The organism is Nocardia sp. NPDC046763 (genome assembly GCF_040645495.1).
GTDB lineage: Bacteria > Actinomycetota > Actinomycetes > Mycobacteriales > Mycobacteriaceae > Nocardia.
In genome coordinates this window covers 11,423-29,320 of record NZ_JBEYYI010000009.1, presented here as the reverse complement: position 1 = coordinate 29,320, position 17,898 = coordinate 11,423, and the positions used below count along the sequence as shown (strand labels likewise).

The window sequence follows — 17,898 nt, the reverse complement described above, 5'->3', positions numbered from 1 at the left end:
CCAGGGCGACGCCTCCGAGGGCAAGCTGTTGTTCCGGTGGGGCGGAACGCAATTCCACACCACATCCACGGTGACGAGGCTGCGGGTGATGGCCATCCAGCGCAGCAGTGAGGCGATTTCCGTCGTGGCCGTCGACCAGGACGGCAACCCGGTGGTCAGCATCGACGAAGTGCTGATGCGCTCCTACGACGTCCAGCAGTTCCGGGCCGCGCTGCCGGGCGGACGCGCGGCACGGTACGGGTTGCGCTGGGCACCCGCGGGGGTGCCCGACGATGCCCCGGCCGGGAGCACGGCCGTGCTCGGGGCCGGGCACGTGCCCGGAATCGATGAGCAGTACCCGGATCTGGCGGCACTCGCCTCGGCTCCGATCGTTCCGGACGTCGTAGTGTGGTCCGAAGCCGCTGCGCTGCATGATGGTTCGCAGCCCTCCGCCCGCGATCGGGTCGATACCGCCCGGCGCGTGATGCGGGACTGGTTGGTCGACGAGCGATTCGCGCGGTCGCAGCTGGTCGTGGTGACCGGCCGGGCGGCAGCGCTGCCCGGAGAGACGCCGGATACCGGATCGGCCGCGGTATGGGGTCTGATACGAAGCGCCCAGACCGAGTATCCGGGGCGGATCGTGCTGCTCGATGCCGAGGAATCCGCTGGTGCGCAGCACCTTTCGGCCGATTCCATCCGAGCCGTGATCGCGACCGGGGAACCGCAGGCGGCGGTGCGGGGCAATGGTGTCCTGGTGCCACGACTCCAGGCGCTGACATCCTCGGCGGCCGAGCAGGTGTCGTTCGGTCCCGGGACGGTGCTGATCACCGGCGGTACCGGGGGATTGGGCGCGCTGCTGGCCCGTCACCTGGTCGCCGAACACGGGGTACGACACCTGCTGCTCGTCTCACGTCGTGGCGAGAGTGCGGACGGCGCAACGGAACTCGTGGCGGAACTGTCCCGATCCGGTGCCGAGGTACGGATCGTCGCCTGCGATGTCACCGATCGCGACGCGTTGCGGGAGTTGCTGGCCGCCGTGCCCGTGGAGCATCCGCTCACCGGTGTCGTCCACACCGCGGGCGTGCTCGACGACAGCGCGTTCCACACGCTCACCGGTGACCAGATCGACCGGGTGTTCGCCCCCAAGGCCGAGGCGGCGTGGACTCTGCACGAGCTCACCCGGGACATGAAGCTGTCGGCGTTCGTGATGTTCTCATCGATCGCCGGCTTGATCGGCTCGGCCGGACAGGCGAATTACGCTGCCGCGAACAGCTTCCTGGACGCCCTCGCGGTGCAGCGCCGCGCCGCGGGACTGCCGGCACTCGCGCTCGCCTGGGGGCCGTGGCAGCAGGACATCGGCATGACCGGCGTCCTGGATCGTGCCGCCATGAACCGGCTGGAGCGATTGGGCCTGGCCCCGCTGGATCGCGCCGAGGGCCTGCGTTTGTTCGACGAATCGCTGACCACGGCGGAACCGGTGTCGGTGCTGGTGCAGCTGGATACCGACAAACTGCGCATGGAATCGCATTCCGGTCCGGTGCCCGCGGTGCTGCGCGGATTCGTTCGCACACGCGCGAGGTCGGCCTTCGCACCGAGCGGTGTGCAGTCGCTCGGGGACCGTCTGCACGGTGTGGCGGAGGCGAAGCGCCGCGGGTTCGTCCTGGACCTGGTGCGGGAGCATGTGGCGGCGGTGCTGGGCTACGGCTCGGCCGACGACATCGGACCCGATCGAGGCTTCAACGAACTCGGTTTCGATTCTCTCGGCGGCGTCGAATTCCGTAACCGGCTGGCGAAGGTGACGGGGCTGTCGCTGCCCTCGACCCTGGTATTCGACTATCCGACGGCGGCTGATGTCGCCGACTACCTGCTGGCGCAGACCGTGGTGACGGTGCCGGCGCAACCGGCGTCGGCGACGGCCGACGACTTGGCGCGGCTCGAGGCACTGCTCGAGCGAATCATCGCCAGTGGCAGCGACAACGACGAGATCGTCACCGGATTGCGGGGCGTCAATGAGCGCCTCGTCGCCCACCTGGGCGGCACGTGGTCGCGCAGCGGCTACGACGATCTCGAATTCGATTCCGACACTGCGCTATCCGACAGTGAGCTCTTGGATCTGATCGACGAGGAGTTTGGCCCAGCATGAGCAACCCCGGCACCAGCAACGAGGAACGGCTCAGCCGGTATCTGCGCAAGCTCACCGGAGACCTCCGCGCCGCCAAGAAGCACATCCAGGATCTGGAAGACCGGGCCGGCGAACCGATCGCGATCGTCGGCATGAGCTGCCGCTATCCGGGCGGGGTCGAAACTCCCGCGCAGCTGTGGGATCTGGTCGCCACCGGCACCGACGCCATCGGGCCCTTCCCGGCCGACCGCGGCTGGGACCTCGAGCGGCTGTTCGACACCGACCCCGATACGCCGGGCACCATCTACACCCGCGAAGGCGGATTCCTGGATGCGGCAGGCGATTTCGATGCCGGATTCTTCGGGATCGGCCCGCGCGCGGCCCTGGCGATGGATCCGCAGCAGCGCCTGTTCCTGGAAGCGGCCTGGGAGGCCCTGGAGGACGCCGGGATCGATCCGGTGTCGCTGCGCGGTAGCGACACCGGTGTGTTCGCCGGTGTGATCCATCAGGATTACGGCCCCCGTGTGGGTTCGCCTGGTCTGACCGCCGAGGCGGAAGGCCATGCTTACCTGGGTGTTTCCTCCAGCATCCTCTCCGGCCGGGTCGCCTTCACCTTCGGTTTCAAGGGTCCTGCGCTCTCGGTGGACACCGCGTGCTCGTCGTCGCTGGTCGCCCTGCACCTCGCGTGCCAGGCGCTGCGACAGGGCGACACCTCGCTCGCCCTGGTCGGTGGCGTCACGGTAATGTCCGACCCGGCCCTGCTGATCGCCTTCGGCCGCCAGCGCGCACTGTCCCCGGACGCGCGGTGCAAAGCCTTCGCGGCAGCGGCGAACGGGACCGGATTCTCCGAGGGCCTCGGCATGCTCGCGATCGAGCGACTGTCGGACGCCCGCCGTCTCGGCCACCCCGTCCTCGCGGTCATCCGCGGCAGCGCGATCAACCAGGATGGCGCCAGCAATCGCCTGACCGCACCGAACGGTCCGTCGCAGGAAAAGGTCATCGCGCAGGCCCTCGCCAATGCCGGTCTGACACCCGCCGACGTCGATGTCGTCGAAGCGCACGGCACCGGCACCACCCTCGGCGACCCGATCGAGGCGCAGGCGCTGATCGCCGCCTATGGTCGCGGACGCGTCGGAGCTCCGCTGCGCCTCGGCTCGCTCAAGTCGAACATCGGGCACACCTCCGCCGCGGCCGGTGTCGGCGGCGTGATCAAGATGGTGCAGGCGCTGCGGCACGAAACATTGCCCGCGACATTGCATGTCGACGCTCCGACCCCGCACGTGGACTGGTCGGCGGGCTCGGTGCGGCTGCTCACCGCGGCAGAACCGTGGCCGGCGGGGGAGCGGGTGCGCCGCGCCGGTGTGTCCTCCTTCGGCGCCAGCGGCACCAACGCGCATCTGATCCTGGAAGAGGCCCCCGCACTGGAGGAGGCCGCGGCCGACGCGGTGGACGAGGCTCCCGATCAGGGTGCGAAGGCTGTGGCGTCCGATGTCTCCGCCTGGCTGGTCTCGGCGAAAACCGAGGACGGCCTGCGTGCGCAGGCGGGCAAACTGCGGGAATGGGTGACCGAACACCCCGGTCTGACCGTCGACGAGATCGCCTATTCGCTGCTGACGACCCGCGCCCGGCTGGACTGGCGGGGCACGGTGGTCGCCGGCGACCGGGACGCCATGCTCACCGGACTGGCAGCGCTGGCGGAACACGGATCGGCGAGCGCCGCCGCGGGCGTGACGACGGGGCAGGCGGTCACGCGCAAGGCGGCCTTCCTGTTCACCGGGCAAGGCGCACAGCGGGCCGGAATGGGACGTGAACTGGCCGAGGCATTCCCGGCCTTCGCCGCCGCGTTGGACGAGGTGTGTGCGCAGTTCGACCCGCTACTGGGTGGTTCGCTGAAGCAGGTGATGTTCACCGGCCAGCAGGTCGGCGCTGCCGAAACCGGCGTGCTGGACCGGACCGAGTTCACCCAGCCCGCGCTGTTCGCCTACGAAGTCGCGCTGTGCCGGCTCCTGGAATCCTTCGGTGTGACACCGGATTTCCTGATCGGCCATTCGATCGGCGAGCTGGCCGCCGCGTACATCGCCGGTGTCTGGTCGCTCCCGGACGCGTGCCGGCTGGTCGCGGCGCGAGGCCGCCTCATGGGCCTGCTGCCCGAGGGCGGCGCGATGCTGGCCGTCGCGGCCACCGAGCGCGAGGTGTCCGAGGCGCTCGCCGGCCACGCGGACCGCGCCTCCATCGCCGCCGTGAATTCGCCTGCGGCCGTGGTGGTCTCCGGCGACGAGGACGCGGTGACGGCGCTCGAGCAGTGGTTCACCGACCGTGGCCGCAAGACCTCACGGTTGCGGGTGTCGCATGCATTCCATTCCTACCGCATGGACCCGATGCTGACCGAGTTCGCCACTGTCGCACGGGAAGTGACCTATCACCGCCCGCAGATTCCCCTGGTTTCGAATCTCTCCGGCCGGATCGCCGGTGATGAGGTACTCGAACCCGGGTACTGGGTCCAACAGGTGCGGGCGAGCGTTCAGTTCGCCCGGGGCGTCGAGACCCTCGCGGCCTCGGGTGTGCGCCGATTCCTGGAAATCGGTCCCGATGCGGTCCTGACGGCCATGACCCGGCAATGCCTGCCGGAGGACCTCGAATCCCAGTCGTCGGTGATCGCCGGTGCACGCCGAGGCCGGGCCGAGGTCGAACAGTTCGTCACCTGCCTGGCGCAGGCGCACACGGTCGGCCTCGAGGTCGACTGGACGGCGTTCTTCGCCGCTCGGCCGGTCTCGCGAGTGTCGTTGCCCACCTACGCTTTCCAGCGCCGCCGCTACTGGCTCGAACCTTTGCAGGGCACCGCCGGTGTCGAGTCCGCAGGTTTGGGTGCCGTGCAGCATCCACTGCTGGGCGCGGTGGTATCGGAACCCGAATCCGGTGGCGTGCTGTTGACCGGCCGGTTGTCGGTGGCCACCCACCCCTGGCTGGTCGACCACGCGGTTGCCGGGTCGGTTCTGCTGCCCGGGACCGGGTTCGTGGAGCTGGCATTGCGCGCCGGCGCAGAAGCCGGGTGCCCGGCGATCGAGGAACTGACGCTGCGGGCGCCACTCGTCCTGCCCGCGACCGGCGGTGTGCAGATCCAGGTCGTCGTCGGCGGGCCGGACCACGAGCTCACGCGCCGTCCGGTATCGATCTACTCTCGCGCCGAACACGATCGCGACGGAGAGTGGGTACTCAATGCGCGGGGTCTGCTGACCACCCGCGACGACGCCACCGAACCCGAGTCGCAAACGTGGCCGCCTGCCGCGGCGTCCGGTATCGATGTCGCGGCCGCGTACACGGCCCTGCTGGCGCGTGGTTACGACTACGGCCCGGCGTTCCAGGGCGTGCGGGCGCTGTGGCGACGCGGCGACGAGGTGTTCGCCGAGGTCGCCATTGATACCGACACCGGGATGCGAGCCGAGGGTTTCGGCATCCATCCGGCACTGCTGGACGCGGCCCTGCAGTCGGGACTGCTGGCCGCGATGTCCGAAGATGCTGCGGGACAGCCGGATTCGCCGTTCACCGTCGCGGCGGGCCAGGTGGTGCTGCCGTTCTCCTGGGAGTCGGTGTCGCTGTACGCGGCCGAAGTGTCGGTGCTGCGCGTGCGTCTGACCACGACCGGATCGTCGGTATCGGTGTGGGCGGCCGACGAGCAGGGACAGCCCGTGCTGTCGGGCTCGGTCACCCCCCGCCCGATGCCATTGGCGCAGCTCGCAGCCTCCGGTGCGAGCGGCGCGGCGGATCCGGTGCTGGAGCTGGTGTGGTCGCCGACCGCGTCCGAGTCCGCGGTGGCGGATGTCGTTGTGGGCCGGTGGGATCGGTTGGATCCGCAGTCACCGGTACCGCCGGTGGTGGTGGTCGAGGCCGGGTCCGGGTGGAACGAACTCACCCGGGCCGACGTGGTGACCACTACCCACACCGAGGTCGCACGAATCCTCGAGGTGGTGCAGGCGTGGCTGGATCAGGACCGGTTCGGCTCGAGCACCCTGCTGATCGCCACGCGCGGCGCGGTCGCCTTGCCCGGCGAAGACCCGACCGACCTCGCGGGTGCCGCCGTGTGGGGCCTGGTGCGTACCGCGCAGACGGAGGATCCGGGCCGAATTGTCCTGGTGGACGCGGACACCCGCATCGACGAGCGACTCGCAGCCACCGTCCTCGCCGTGGACGAACCCCAACTGGTCGTGCGCGCCGGAGCCACCTACACCGCTCGACTCACCCGGCCCACTCCCGTCTCTTCCGCAAGCGGCGAAGCTTCCGCATTCGGCGCGGGGACGGTGCTGATCACCGGCGGCACAGGCGGTTTGGGCGCAGTGGTGGCCCGGCACGTGGTCGTCGAGCACGGTGTCCGGTCGCTGCTGCTGGTGAGCCGCAGCGGCCCGCAGGCCGAGGGCGTGTCAGCGCTCTGCGACGAGTTGGCCGCCCTGGGCGCACAGGTGCGAGTCGTGGCCTGTGACGTCACCGCCGCCGACGCGGTGGCTCGACTGCTGGGCGAAGCGCCCGAGCCGTTGACGGCCGTGATCCACGCCGCGGGCGTGCTCGACGACGGGATCATCGCGTCCCTGACCCCGCAGCGGCTGGACGCGGTCCTGGCACCGAAGGCAGACGCCGCCTGGCACCTCCACGAAGCGACCGCGGAGCTGAATCTGGCTGCGTTCGTGGTGTTCTCCTCGGTGTCCGGCACCATCGGCGGACCCGGACAGGCCAACTATGCGGCCGCGAACACCTTCCTCGACGCCCTGGTGGCGCATCGGCGCGCACGGGGACTGGCCGGTCAATCGCTGGCCTGGGGTCCGTGGGCACGCTCGAGCAGCATGACCGGACACCTGGGCGAGACCGATGTGGCCCGGATGAGCCGCGGCGGCTTCACCGCGATGCCGGACGAGCAGGCGCTGGCCGGATGGGATGCGGCCCTCGCGCAGGGCACAGCGCTGCCGGTGATCGCGGCCGTGGACACCGCCGCGATTCGCGCTCGCGCCGAGGCCGGACTCCTGCCGCCACTGCTGCGGGAACTGGCTCCGGTGGTGCCGCGGCGTCCGGCGGCGACTACCTCGGCGGCGGCATCCGGTCTCCGGCAACGACTCACCGGTCTGGATGCCGACCAGCAGCGGCAGGCGGTACTCGCGACCGTACGCACCCACATCGCGGCCGTGCTCGGTCACGACGGTGCGTCCGCGATCGAACCCGATAGCGCCTTCCAGGACCTGGGATTCGATTCGCTGAGCGCGGTCGAGCTGCGCAACCGGCTCAAGACCGCCACCGGCCTGTCACTCTCGGCCGCAGTCGTTTTCGACTACCCGACGCCACGGACTCTGGCCGCCTACCTGGCCGACGAGCTCACCGGCACCGGTCGCGATATCGCCGTCGCGGCCACCAAGGCCGCCGACGACGAGCCGATTGCGATCGTCGGCATGGCGTGCCGGTACCCGGGCGGGGTGAGTTCTCCCGAGCAGCTGTGGAATCTGGTCGCGACCGGGACCGACGCGACGTCGGAGTTCCCGGTGAATCGAGGCTGGGATACCGACCGTCTGTACGACCCCACCGGCGAGACGCCGCACACGACCTACACGCGCGAAGGTGGATTCCTGCACTCCGCAGGCGAATTCGATCCCGCGTTCTTCGGCATCAGCCCCAATGAAGCCGCGGTGATGGATCCGCAGCAGTTCCTGCTGCTGGAAACCTCCTGGGAGGCATTGGAGCGGGCCGGTGTCGATCCCGCGGGACTGCGCGGCAGTGCGACCGGCGTCTTCACCGGCATGATGTATCACGACTATCCGGTCAACACGAACGCGGGATCCATTGCCTCCGGCCGGGTTTCGTATGTGTTCGGGCTGGAGGGCCCGGCGGTCACCGTGGATACGGCGTGTTCGTCCTCGCTGGTGGCAATGCATCTGGCCGCGCAGTCGCTGCGGTCGGGGGAGTGCGATCTGGCACTGGCCGGTGGTGTCGCGGTGATGGCGACGCCGGAAACGTTCGTGGAGTTCAGCCGCCAGCGCGGGCTGGCCCCGGACGGGCGGAGCAAATCCTTCTCCGACAGCGCCGACGGTGTCGCCTGGTCCGAAGGCGCCGGCGTGCTGGTGCTGGAGCGGCTGTCCGACGCCCGCCGCAATGGTCATGACGTTCTCGCGGTGATGTCCGGTTCGGCGGTGAATCAGGATGGCGCGTCGAATGGTCTGACCGCGCCGAACGGTCCATCGCAGCGGCGGGTGATCCGCCAAGCGCTGGCCAATGCCGGGGTGTCCTCGGCCGACGTCGATGTGGTGGAGGCCCACGGCACCGGCACGACTCTGGGTGATCCGATCGAGGCCGAAGCGCTGCTGGCGACCTACGGGCAGGACCGTGCGGCGGATCGTCCGCTGTGGCTGGGGTCGTTGAAGTCCAACATCGGTCACGCGCAGGCTGCCGCAGGTGTCGGTGGCGTCATCAAGATGGTGATGGCGATGCGCCACGGAGTACTGCCCAAGACGCTGCATGTCGATCAGCCCAGCACCAAGGTCGATTGGACCCGGGGGCATGTCCGGCTGTTGACCGAGGCCGTCGCGTGGCCCGAGACGGATCGTCCGCGTCGCGCGGGCGTGTCCTCCTTCGGTATCAGTGGCACGAATGCTCACATCATCGTCGAGCAGGCTCCGGTGGCGGACCCGGCTCCGGCTGTGGTCGAGAGCGTCCCGGCTGGTGGAGTGCTGCCGTGGGTGGTCTCGGCACGCGGTAGCGCGGCTCTCGCCGGTCAGGCTGAACGTTTGACATCGCTTGCAGGCGACCTGGATCCGGTGGATATCGGTTTCTCGCTGGCGTCGACGCGCAGTGCTTTCGAGCACCGTGCGGTGGTCGTGGCCGAGGACCGTGATGGTCTGCTGGCAGGTGTGCGGGCATTGGCCGCGGGGGCATCGGCCCCCGGTGTGGTGTCCGGCCGCGTGGCGTCGGGTTCGACGGGTGTGGTGTTCTCGGGTCAGGGTGCGCAGTGGGCCGGTATGGCCACTGAGCTGCGTGCGGCGTATCCGGCGTTCGCCGATACCTTCGACGGGATCGTTGCCGAGCTGGATCCGCTGCTGGGGCAGTCGGTTTCGTTGAGCGAGGCGTTGGCGGACGGTGATCTGGTCGATCGGACGGTGTTCGCGCAGGCGGGTTTGTTCGCGTTCGAGGTGGCGTTGTTCCGTCTGCTCGAATCGTGGGGTGTGCGTGCGGATGTGGTGGCTGGTCATTCGATCGGTGAGGTGGCTGCCGCGCATGTGGCGGGTGTGTTGTCTCTGACGGATGCGTGTGTGCTGGTGGCTGCCCGTGGCCGGTTGATGCAGGCGCTGCCGACCGGTGGGGCGATGGTCGCGGTCGGTGCGTCCGAGTCCGATGTGTTGGCGTTGTTGGCCGGTCGGGTGTCGATCGCGGCGGTCAACGGACCTGCGTCGGTGGTGTTGTCCGGTGTCGAGGACGATGTCGTCGCTGTCGTCGAGCGGTGTGCCGAGCAGGGTTGGCGGACACACAGGTTGCGTGTCTCGCATGCCTTCCACTCGGCCCTGATGGAGCCGATGCTGGCCGAATTCTCCACGGCCATAGCGGATTTGACCTTCGGTAGTCCACGTATTCCGTTGGTGTCGACCGTGACCGGCGCCGAGGTCGGCGATGAGATGTCGGCGCCGTCGTATTGGGTCGGTCAGGTCCGGGACACGGTGCGGTTCGCCGACGCGGTCACCGCAATGGCCCGCCTGGGCGTCGGCAGGTTCGCCGAGGTCGGCCCCGATGCCGTCCTGACCCCCATGGTCGCCCAAACTCTCGATACCGCAACCGCAATCGCGCTGACGAGACGTGACAACGCGGACGCCTCGACCGTAATGCGTGCGGTGGCCGGGCTGTTCGTCTCCGGTGCCGACGTGGACTGGGCCGGCTTCTATACCGGCACCGGGGCTCAGCGAATCGACCTGCCCACCTACGCCTTCCAGCACGAGCGCTTCTGGCTCGATGCCCGGCAGATGCTGGCCCAGTCGTGGCTCGGTGCCGAACTCGGCGGAGTCACCTCGGTCGGTCTCGACGCGGTCGACCATCCCCTGCTCGGTGCTGTTGTGCCACACCCGGATTCGGGTGCGGTGAGTTTCACCGGTCGCTGGTCGCTGGACTCCGTCGAATGGCTGGCCGACCACAGCGTGCTCGGCACCGTGCTGCTGCCGGGAACCGGGTTCGTCGAGTTGGCCGGCCATGTCGGCGGTCTGCTGGGTTGCGCGGTGGTGGAGGAGCTCGTGCTGCACACCCCGTTGACGCTGCCGGCCGACGGCAGTGTCGCAGTGCAGGTGGTGGTGGCCGCCGCTGACGACGCCGGTCGTCGACGGCTGACGGTCCATTCGCAGCAGACGGCACAGGGTCCGTGGGCGCTCCATGCCGAAGGTGTACTCGCCCCGGGCGAGGTGCCGGCCGACTTCGATCTCACCTCCTGGCCTCCGGCCGGTGCGCAGCCGCTGCCCGTCGATGGCGTGTACGACGAGCTGCTCGACATCGGGTATGGCTATGGCCCGTTCTTCCAAGGGTTGCGGGCGGCCTGGCAGCGTGGCGATGAGTTGTTCGCCGAGGTCGCGCTGCCGGACCCGAAGGACGCCAAGGGTTTCGGGATCCATCCGGCGCTGTTCGACTCGGCCCTGCATGTCGGGATCGTGCACGGCCGTGGCGGTGGTGCCGCCGTGCTGCCGTTCACCTGGAACCGGGTCGTGTTGCACGCGGCCGGTGCTCCCGCGCTGCGGGTGCGCATCGCGCGTGAAGATGGCCGGTTCGCTGTGCAGCTCGCCGATGAGCAGGGGCACCCGGTGATGTCGGTGGGGGCCTTGGTCTCTCGGCCGGTATCGGCTGAACGCCTGGGCGCGGACCGGGTGGCGGAAGCCCTCTTCGGGCTGGATTGGGTCGCTGTCGCGCCGTCGCCGGCGACCGTCGATCACCGTGACCTCACGGGATTGATCGCCGATCTGGATGCCGATCCCGATTCGGTCGTTCCCGAGATCGTATTGTTCGAGTGCCCTCACGTCGACGGAGCGCCGCCCCGGGCCGCACGGCAGGTCGCGACCAGCGTCCTCGACGCCGTCAAGGGTTGGTTGTCGGACACTCGTTTCGCCGGTTCCCGTTTGGTGGTGCTCACCAAACACGCAGTGTCCGTGGATGATTCCGAGTCGGTGGATCTGGCGCAGGCTCCGGTCTGGGGCTTGATGCGTGCCGCCCAGGCGGAGAACCCGGGTCGTTTCCAGCTTCTCGATCTGGATGAATTCGGTGATCCGTCCGCCGTGGCTGCCGTGGCCGCCGCTGTCGCGTCGGAGCCGGAGGTCGCCCTCCGGGGCGCGAGCGTGTTCGTGCCGCGTCTGACCGGTCACGCACCCGGCACGATCGATCGATCGACCGCACCGGGCACCGTCCTGATCACCGGTGGCACGGGTGGTCTGGGCGCGGTGATCGCCCGGCACCTCGTGACCGAACACGGTCTGCGCCATCTACTTCTGACGTCTCGGCGTGGCCCGGATGCTCCCGGCGCTGCCGAACTACGTCAGGAGCTGGCCGAGCTCGGTGCCGAGGTCACCATCGCCGCGTGCGATGTGTCCGATCGAAACGCGCTCGCGGTACTGCTGGACAACGTGTCGGATCAGCATCCGCTGTCGGGTGTGGTGCACGCGGCGGGAACCGCCGACAACGGTGTGATCGAGTCGATCACCGCGGATCGCATCGACGGTGTCTTCCGGCCCAAGGTCGACGCGGCGTGGCATCTGCACGAGCTCACTCGCGATCTCGCGCTGTCATTGTTCGTGCTGGTGTCGTCCGCGGGCGGCCTGGTGCTGGCTGCCGGCCAAGCGAACTACGCCGCGGCGAATGTCTTCCTGGATGCGCTGGCGGCGCATCGCCGCGGCCTGGGATTGCCTGCGACGTCGGTGGATTACGGAATGTGGGCGCGATCGAGCGGACTCGGGACCGAACTGTCCGAGGACGACTTCGACCGGATGCGCCGACAGGGTTTCCCGCCGCTCTCCGAGGCCGAGGGTCTGGCGTTGTTCGATGCGGCGGTATCGACCGATGCCGCTCAGCTGGTGGCGCTGCGGGTCGACAAGACGGTGCTCCGGACGCGGGGCGAGCAGATTCCGGCCTTGGTCCGCGCGCTCGTACCGGCCCCGGTCCGTCGCCGGACTCTGGCGGCGGGTCAGGCCTTCCTGCGCACGCTGGCCGGACTGTCGGACGCCGATCGCAAGACCGCTCAGCTCGACCTCGTCCGATCGGTGGCCGCCGAGATCCTCGGACACGCCTCCAGGGCAGCTGTGGAGCCCCAGCAAGCCTTCCAGCAGCTCGGTTTCGATTCGCTGAGCGCCATCGAGTTCCGCAACAAACTCAATGCCGCGACCGGTCTGCAACTGCCCGCGACGCTCGTCTTCGATTACCCCAACGCGCAGATCGTCGCCGAGTTCATCGACTCCCAGCTCACTGGCACCGCAGCCGTCGACGAGGTCGCGGTCAGCCGGGTCCGTACCGGCGACGATCCGATCGCGGTGGTGGCGATGAGCTGCCGCTATCCAGGTGGAGTCGCGTCGCCCGAAGAGCTGTGGGGTCTGGTCACCTCGGGCATCGATACCACCGGCGAGATGCCGATGGATCGTGGTTGGGATATCGGGGGCATCTACGATCCCGAACCGGGTAAGGCGGGCAAGACCTATACCCGCCAGGGTGGATTCCTGTACTCCGCAGCGGAATTCGACGCGGACTTCTTCGGGATCAGTCCCAATGAGGCCACCGTGATGGATCCGCAGCAGCGGTTGCTGCTGGAGGTCTCGTGGGAGGCGCTGGAACGTGCCGGTGTGGATCCGGCGGTGCTGCGCGGCAGCTCGACCGGTGTGTTCACCGGCGTGATGTACCACGACTACGCCCAGGCGACCGGCACCGGTAGCGGCGCCGCAGGCAGTTTGGTCTCGGGCCGAGTGTCCTACGTGTTCGGCCTGGAAGGCCCTGCGGTCACTGTCGATACGGCGTGCTCGTCGTCGCTCGTGGCTCTGCATCTGGCGTCGCAGTCGCTGCGGTCGGGGGAGTGCGATCTGGCTCTGGCCGGTGGTGTTGCCGTGATGGCCACCCCGGACATGTTCCTCGAGTTCGGCCGTCAGCGAGGTCTGTCCCCGGATGGACGCTGCAAGTCCTTCGCCGACGCGGCCGATGGCGTGGGCTGGTCGGAGGGCGCCGGTGTTCTCGTGCTGGAACGACTTTCCGACGCGCAGCGCAACGGGCACCAGGTGCTCGCGGTGATCGCCGGTTCGGCGGTGAATCAGGATGGCGCGTCGAATGGTCTGACCGCGCCGAACGGTCCGTCGCAACGGCGTGTCATCCGCCAAGCGCTGGCCAATGCCGGGATCTCACCGGTCGAGGTGGACGCGGTAGAGGCTCACGGCACCGGTACGACGCTGGGTGATCCGATCGAGGCTCAAGCGCTTTTGGCGACCTACGGCCAGGATCGTCATGCGGATCGTCCGTTGTGGTTGGGCTCGTTGAAGTCCAACATCGGTCACGCCCAGGCTGCGGCCGGTGTCGGTGGTGTGATCAAGATGGTCATGGCGATGCGGCACGGGGTGCTGCCCCGAACCCTGCATGTCGATCAGCCCTCCACGAAGGTGGATTGGTCCGAGGGCCAGGTGCGGTTGCTGACCGAGGCGGTGGCGTGGCCGGAGGTGGATCGTCCGCGTCGTGCGGGTGTGTCTTCCTTCGGTATCAGCGGCACCAACGCGCACGTCATCGTCGAGCAGGCCCCGGTGACCGCGCCCACGGTGGAACAGGCTCCCGTGGCGGATTCGGTGCCGGCGGTAGTGCCGTGGATGCTCTCGGCTCGCAGCGACGAGGCGCTCGCCGACCAGGCTGCCCGCCTGACATCGGCTGTGGCCGAACATCATCCGATCGACATCGGTTTCTCGCTGGCATCGACGCGTGCTGTTTTCGAGCATCGCGCTGTGGTCGTGGCCGAGGGCCGCGATGGTCTCCTCGCGGGAGCGCGGGCACTGGCTGCGGGTGTGCAGGCTCCCGGCGTGGTGACCGGTCGCGCGGTGCCGGGTTCGACGGGGGTGGTGTTCTCGGGTCAGGGTGCGCAGTGGGCCGGTATGGCTGCCGAGCTGCGCGCGGCGTATCCGGTGTTCGCCGAGGCGTTCGACGCGATCGTCGTCGAGCTGGATCCGCTGCTGGGGCAGTCGGTTTCGTTGAGCGAGGCGTTGGCGGACGGTGATCTGGTCGACCAGACGGTGTACGCGCAGGCGGGCTTGTTCGCATTCGAGGTGGCGTTGTTCCGCCTGCTCGAATCCTGGGGAGTCAATGCCGATGTCGTGGCCGGTCACTCGATCGGTGAGGTCGCTGCCGCGCATGTGGCCGGGGTGCTGTCTCTGACGGATGCATGTGTATTGGTGGCCGCGCGCGGCCGGTTGATGCAGGCGCTACCGACCGGCGGGGCCATGGTCGCCGTCGGTGCCTCCGAGATCGATGTGCTGCCACTGCTGGTGGCCGGTGAGGTGTCGATCGCGGCGGTGAATGGTCCGTCGTCGGTGGTGCTCTCCGGGGTCGAGAACGATGTCCTTGCTGTCGCTGAGCGGTGTGCCGAGCAGGGTTGGCGGACACATCGGTTGCGTGTTTCGCATGCCTTCCACTCGGCCCTCATGGAACCGATGCTGGCCGAATTCGCTTCGGCGATCGATGGTTTGACGTTCGCTCGCCCGAGCATCCCGCTGGTGTCGACGGTGACCGGCGCCCGGATCCGCGACGAGATGTCGGATCCGTCGTATTGGGTGGACCAGGTTCGCGAGACCGTTCGATTTGCTGATGCGGTCACCGCCATGGCGGGTATCGGTGTGTCCAGATTCGCCGAGGTCGGACCCGACGCGGTGCTGACCCCGATGGTCGCCCAGACTCTCGATGACGGGGATGCCTCGGTCGCAACGGTGGTGGCGCTGGCACGTCGAGACCAGGCCGATGCGTCGGCCGTGCTGAACGCGGTGGCCGCACTGTTCGTGGCCGGCGCTCCCGTCGACTGGGCCGGTGTGTACGCCGGTACCGGAGGGAAGCGAATCGACCTGCCCACCTACGCTTTCCAGCGTCGCCGCTACTGGATGCGCGAGGGGTCCGCGGGTACCGGTGATGCCCGGGCAATGGGTCTGGTGGCTACCGGACACCCCCTGATTTCGGCGATGGTGTCACAACCGGACTCCGGCGCGGTGATCCTGACCGGTCGTCTCTCGGTGGAGACCCATCCGTGGCTGGCCGATCACCGGGTCCTGGGCGCCGTGTTGTTCCCCGGTACCGGTTTGGTCGAACTCGCCCTGCACGCCGGGGAGCGAGTGGGCCGCACGAGCCTGGAGGATCTGGTGCTTCAGGCTCCGCTGGTGCTGCCGGAGTCCGGCGGCGTCGCGGTGCGCATCGTGGTCGCGGCCGAGGACGAGACCGGCCGCCGCGCGGTGCGGATCTACTCCTGCCCCGATGGCGATGCCGATTCCGCGACGTCGTGGACGCTGAATGCCGAAGGCGCACTTGCGCCGGACGTGGTGGCGGCCCCTGTCGACCTCACCTCGTGGCCTCCGATCGGTGCGCAGCCCCTGCCCATCGACGGTGTCTACGACGAGCTGTTCGATGCCGGGTACGGGTACGGTCCTGTCTTCCAGGGATTGCAGGCGGCTTGGCAGCGCGGCGACGACGTATTCGCCGAGGTTGCACTACCGGATCCGCAGGACGCCAAGGGCTTCGGGTTGCATCCCGCGCTGCTCGATGCCGCGCTGCATGCACTGCGCCTTGCGGGCTACCTGTCCGCGGAGGGAAGCGGACCGGCCTTGCCCTTCGAGTGGTCCGGTGTCACCGTGCATGCGGCGGAACCGGGCGCGTTGCGCGTTCGGCTGACCCGCGTCGGCGAGCATGCGGTGTCGGTGGATCTGGCGGATTCGACCGGCGCTCCGGTCGCGACGGTGCGGCATCTGGCCTCCCGGCCAATCGATCCCGCACAGCTGACCACCGGCGCATCCACCGTCGGCAACGCGCTGTTCCAGGTCGACTGGACACCACTCTCGGTGTCCGAGGCCGAAGTCAGCGTCGTGTCCTGGGTGGATCTCGGTGACGAGGTTCCGGCCGCGGTAGTGCTGGATTGCCCGGCGAGTAATGATCCCGCAGGCGTTCGCGCCGCGACGCACAGTGTGCTGCAAGCACTTCAGTCCTGGATCGCCGATCACCGGTTCAACGAGTCGGTGCTGGTGGTTCGGACCAGTGGCGCGGTATCTGTTGCCGGGGAAGACATCACGAACCTCGCCGGTGCCGCCGTGGGCGGTCTGGTGCGTTCCGCGCAGGCGGAGAACCTGGGCCGGATCGTGTTGATAGACACCGATTCCGACCTGCACGGGCTGCTCGGCGGAATTCTGGCCTCCGGGGAGCCGCAGGCCGCCGTGCGTGGCGGTCAGGTGCACGTCGCGCGCCTCGCCCGAGCCGCTGCGTCGAGCGCTTCAGCGCCGGGTTCCAGTCTCGGTCCGGACGAAACCGTTCTGATCACCGGCGCCAGCGGCTTCCTCGGCGGACTGTTCGCACGGCATCTGGTCAACACCCAGGGTGTCCGTCACCTGCTGATGCTGAGTCGGCGCGGGGCATCCGCCCCGGGCGCAACCGGGTTGCGCGCGGAACTGGAGCATCTCGGTGCCGAGGTCGAGTTCGTCGCTTGCGATGTCACCGATCGTGGCGCGCTCGCACAGGTACTGGCCGGTATCCCGGCGGACCGTCCGCTCACGGGCGTGTTCCATACGGCCGGTGTACTCGACGATGGCGCCATCGGCTCGCTCACCGCGGATCGAATGGACACGGTCCTGCGGCCCAAGGTCGACGCCGCCCTGCACCTGCACGAGCTGACCGCCGATCTGCCGTTGAAGGCGTTCGTGCTGTTCAGTTCGGCGGCCGGGGCGTTCGGCAACCCCGGCCAGGGCAACTATGCCGCGGCCAACGCCTGCCTGGACGCCTTGGCATTGCGCCGCAGGGTATCCGGGCGTAGCGGACAGTCGCTGGCGTGGGGTCTGTGGGGCACCAACAGCGGTATGGCCACGGAGCTCAGCGATGTCGACCGGCAGCGCATGTCGCGTTCCGGCATGCTGCCGCTGTCGGAAGAACAGGGCCTGGCATTGTTCGCCGCGGCCACCGGAATCGATACGGCGGCTCCGATCCTCGCCCGTCTCGATCTGGAGAGCCTCCGCAACGCGGGGTTCGCCGCGGCGCTGCTGTCCGGCCTGGTTCCCGCTCGCCGCCGAGCGGCCTCGGACGCACCCGCGACACTGCGCACTCGTTTGGCGAATACTCCCGAGAGCGAACGCCTCGGTGTGCTCGCCGAAATCGTTCGCGGTCAGGTCGCGGCGGTACTCGGTCATCAGAACGCGAATGCGATCGCGGCCGACCGGGCCTTCAGCGAGCTGGGCTTCGATTCGATCACCGCGGTCGAGTTCCGCAATGCCCTCAAAGCCGTGACGGGCCTGCGGTTGCCGGCCACGCTGGTATTCGACTACCCGACGCCGCAGGCCCTGGCCGAATATCTGGCCGGCGAGTTCACCGACAAGCACCACACCGGCCAATCGACAGACCTGTCGGAGAACGATATTCGCCGAGCTCTCCAAACGATTCCGCTCACCCGCCTGCGCGACGCGGGCCTGCTGGATGCCCTCATGAAACTCGCCGGCGGGCAGGAAAGCCCCGGCGAGATCGAGCAGAGCATCACCGAGGAATCGATCGACGAGCTCGATATCGACGACCTGATCGACCTGGCTTACAACAACTCCTCAGAAGACTGA

Annotated in this window: 2 protein-coding genes (1 of these 2 running past the window's edge); both read left to right on the top strand. The window is 68.7% G+C overall.

Going from position 1 to position 17,898, the window contains the following annotated elements:
* A protein-coding gene (locus tag ABZ909_RS16625) for a type I polyketide synthase (RefSeq protein ID WP_356999989.1) crosses the window boundary here: on the top strand, positions 1 to 2,122 show its final stretch. Its footprint begins 11,621 nt before the window's first position; the window shows 2,122 of its 13,743 coding nt (coding positions 11,622–13,743); its start codon lies beyond the left edge, outside the window; the stop codon is at positions 2,120 to 2,122.
* The gene (locus tag ABZ909_RS16620) at positions 2,119 to 17,898 is read left to right on the top strand and encodes a type I polyketide synthase (protein ID WP_356999986.1); all 15,780 of its coding nucleotides are present in this window, start codon (positions 2,119 to 2,121) and stop codon (positions 17,896 to 17,898) included. The genes ABZ909_RS16625 and ABZ909_RS16620 overlap by 4 nt, the downstream gene beginning before the upstream one ends.

Coding starts and splice junctions, on each gene's coding strand:
- ABZ909_RS16620 (WP_356999986.1), top strand. CDS start 2,119: ATGAGCAACCCCGGCACCAGCAACGAGGAACGGCTCAGCCGGTATCTG.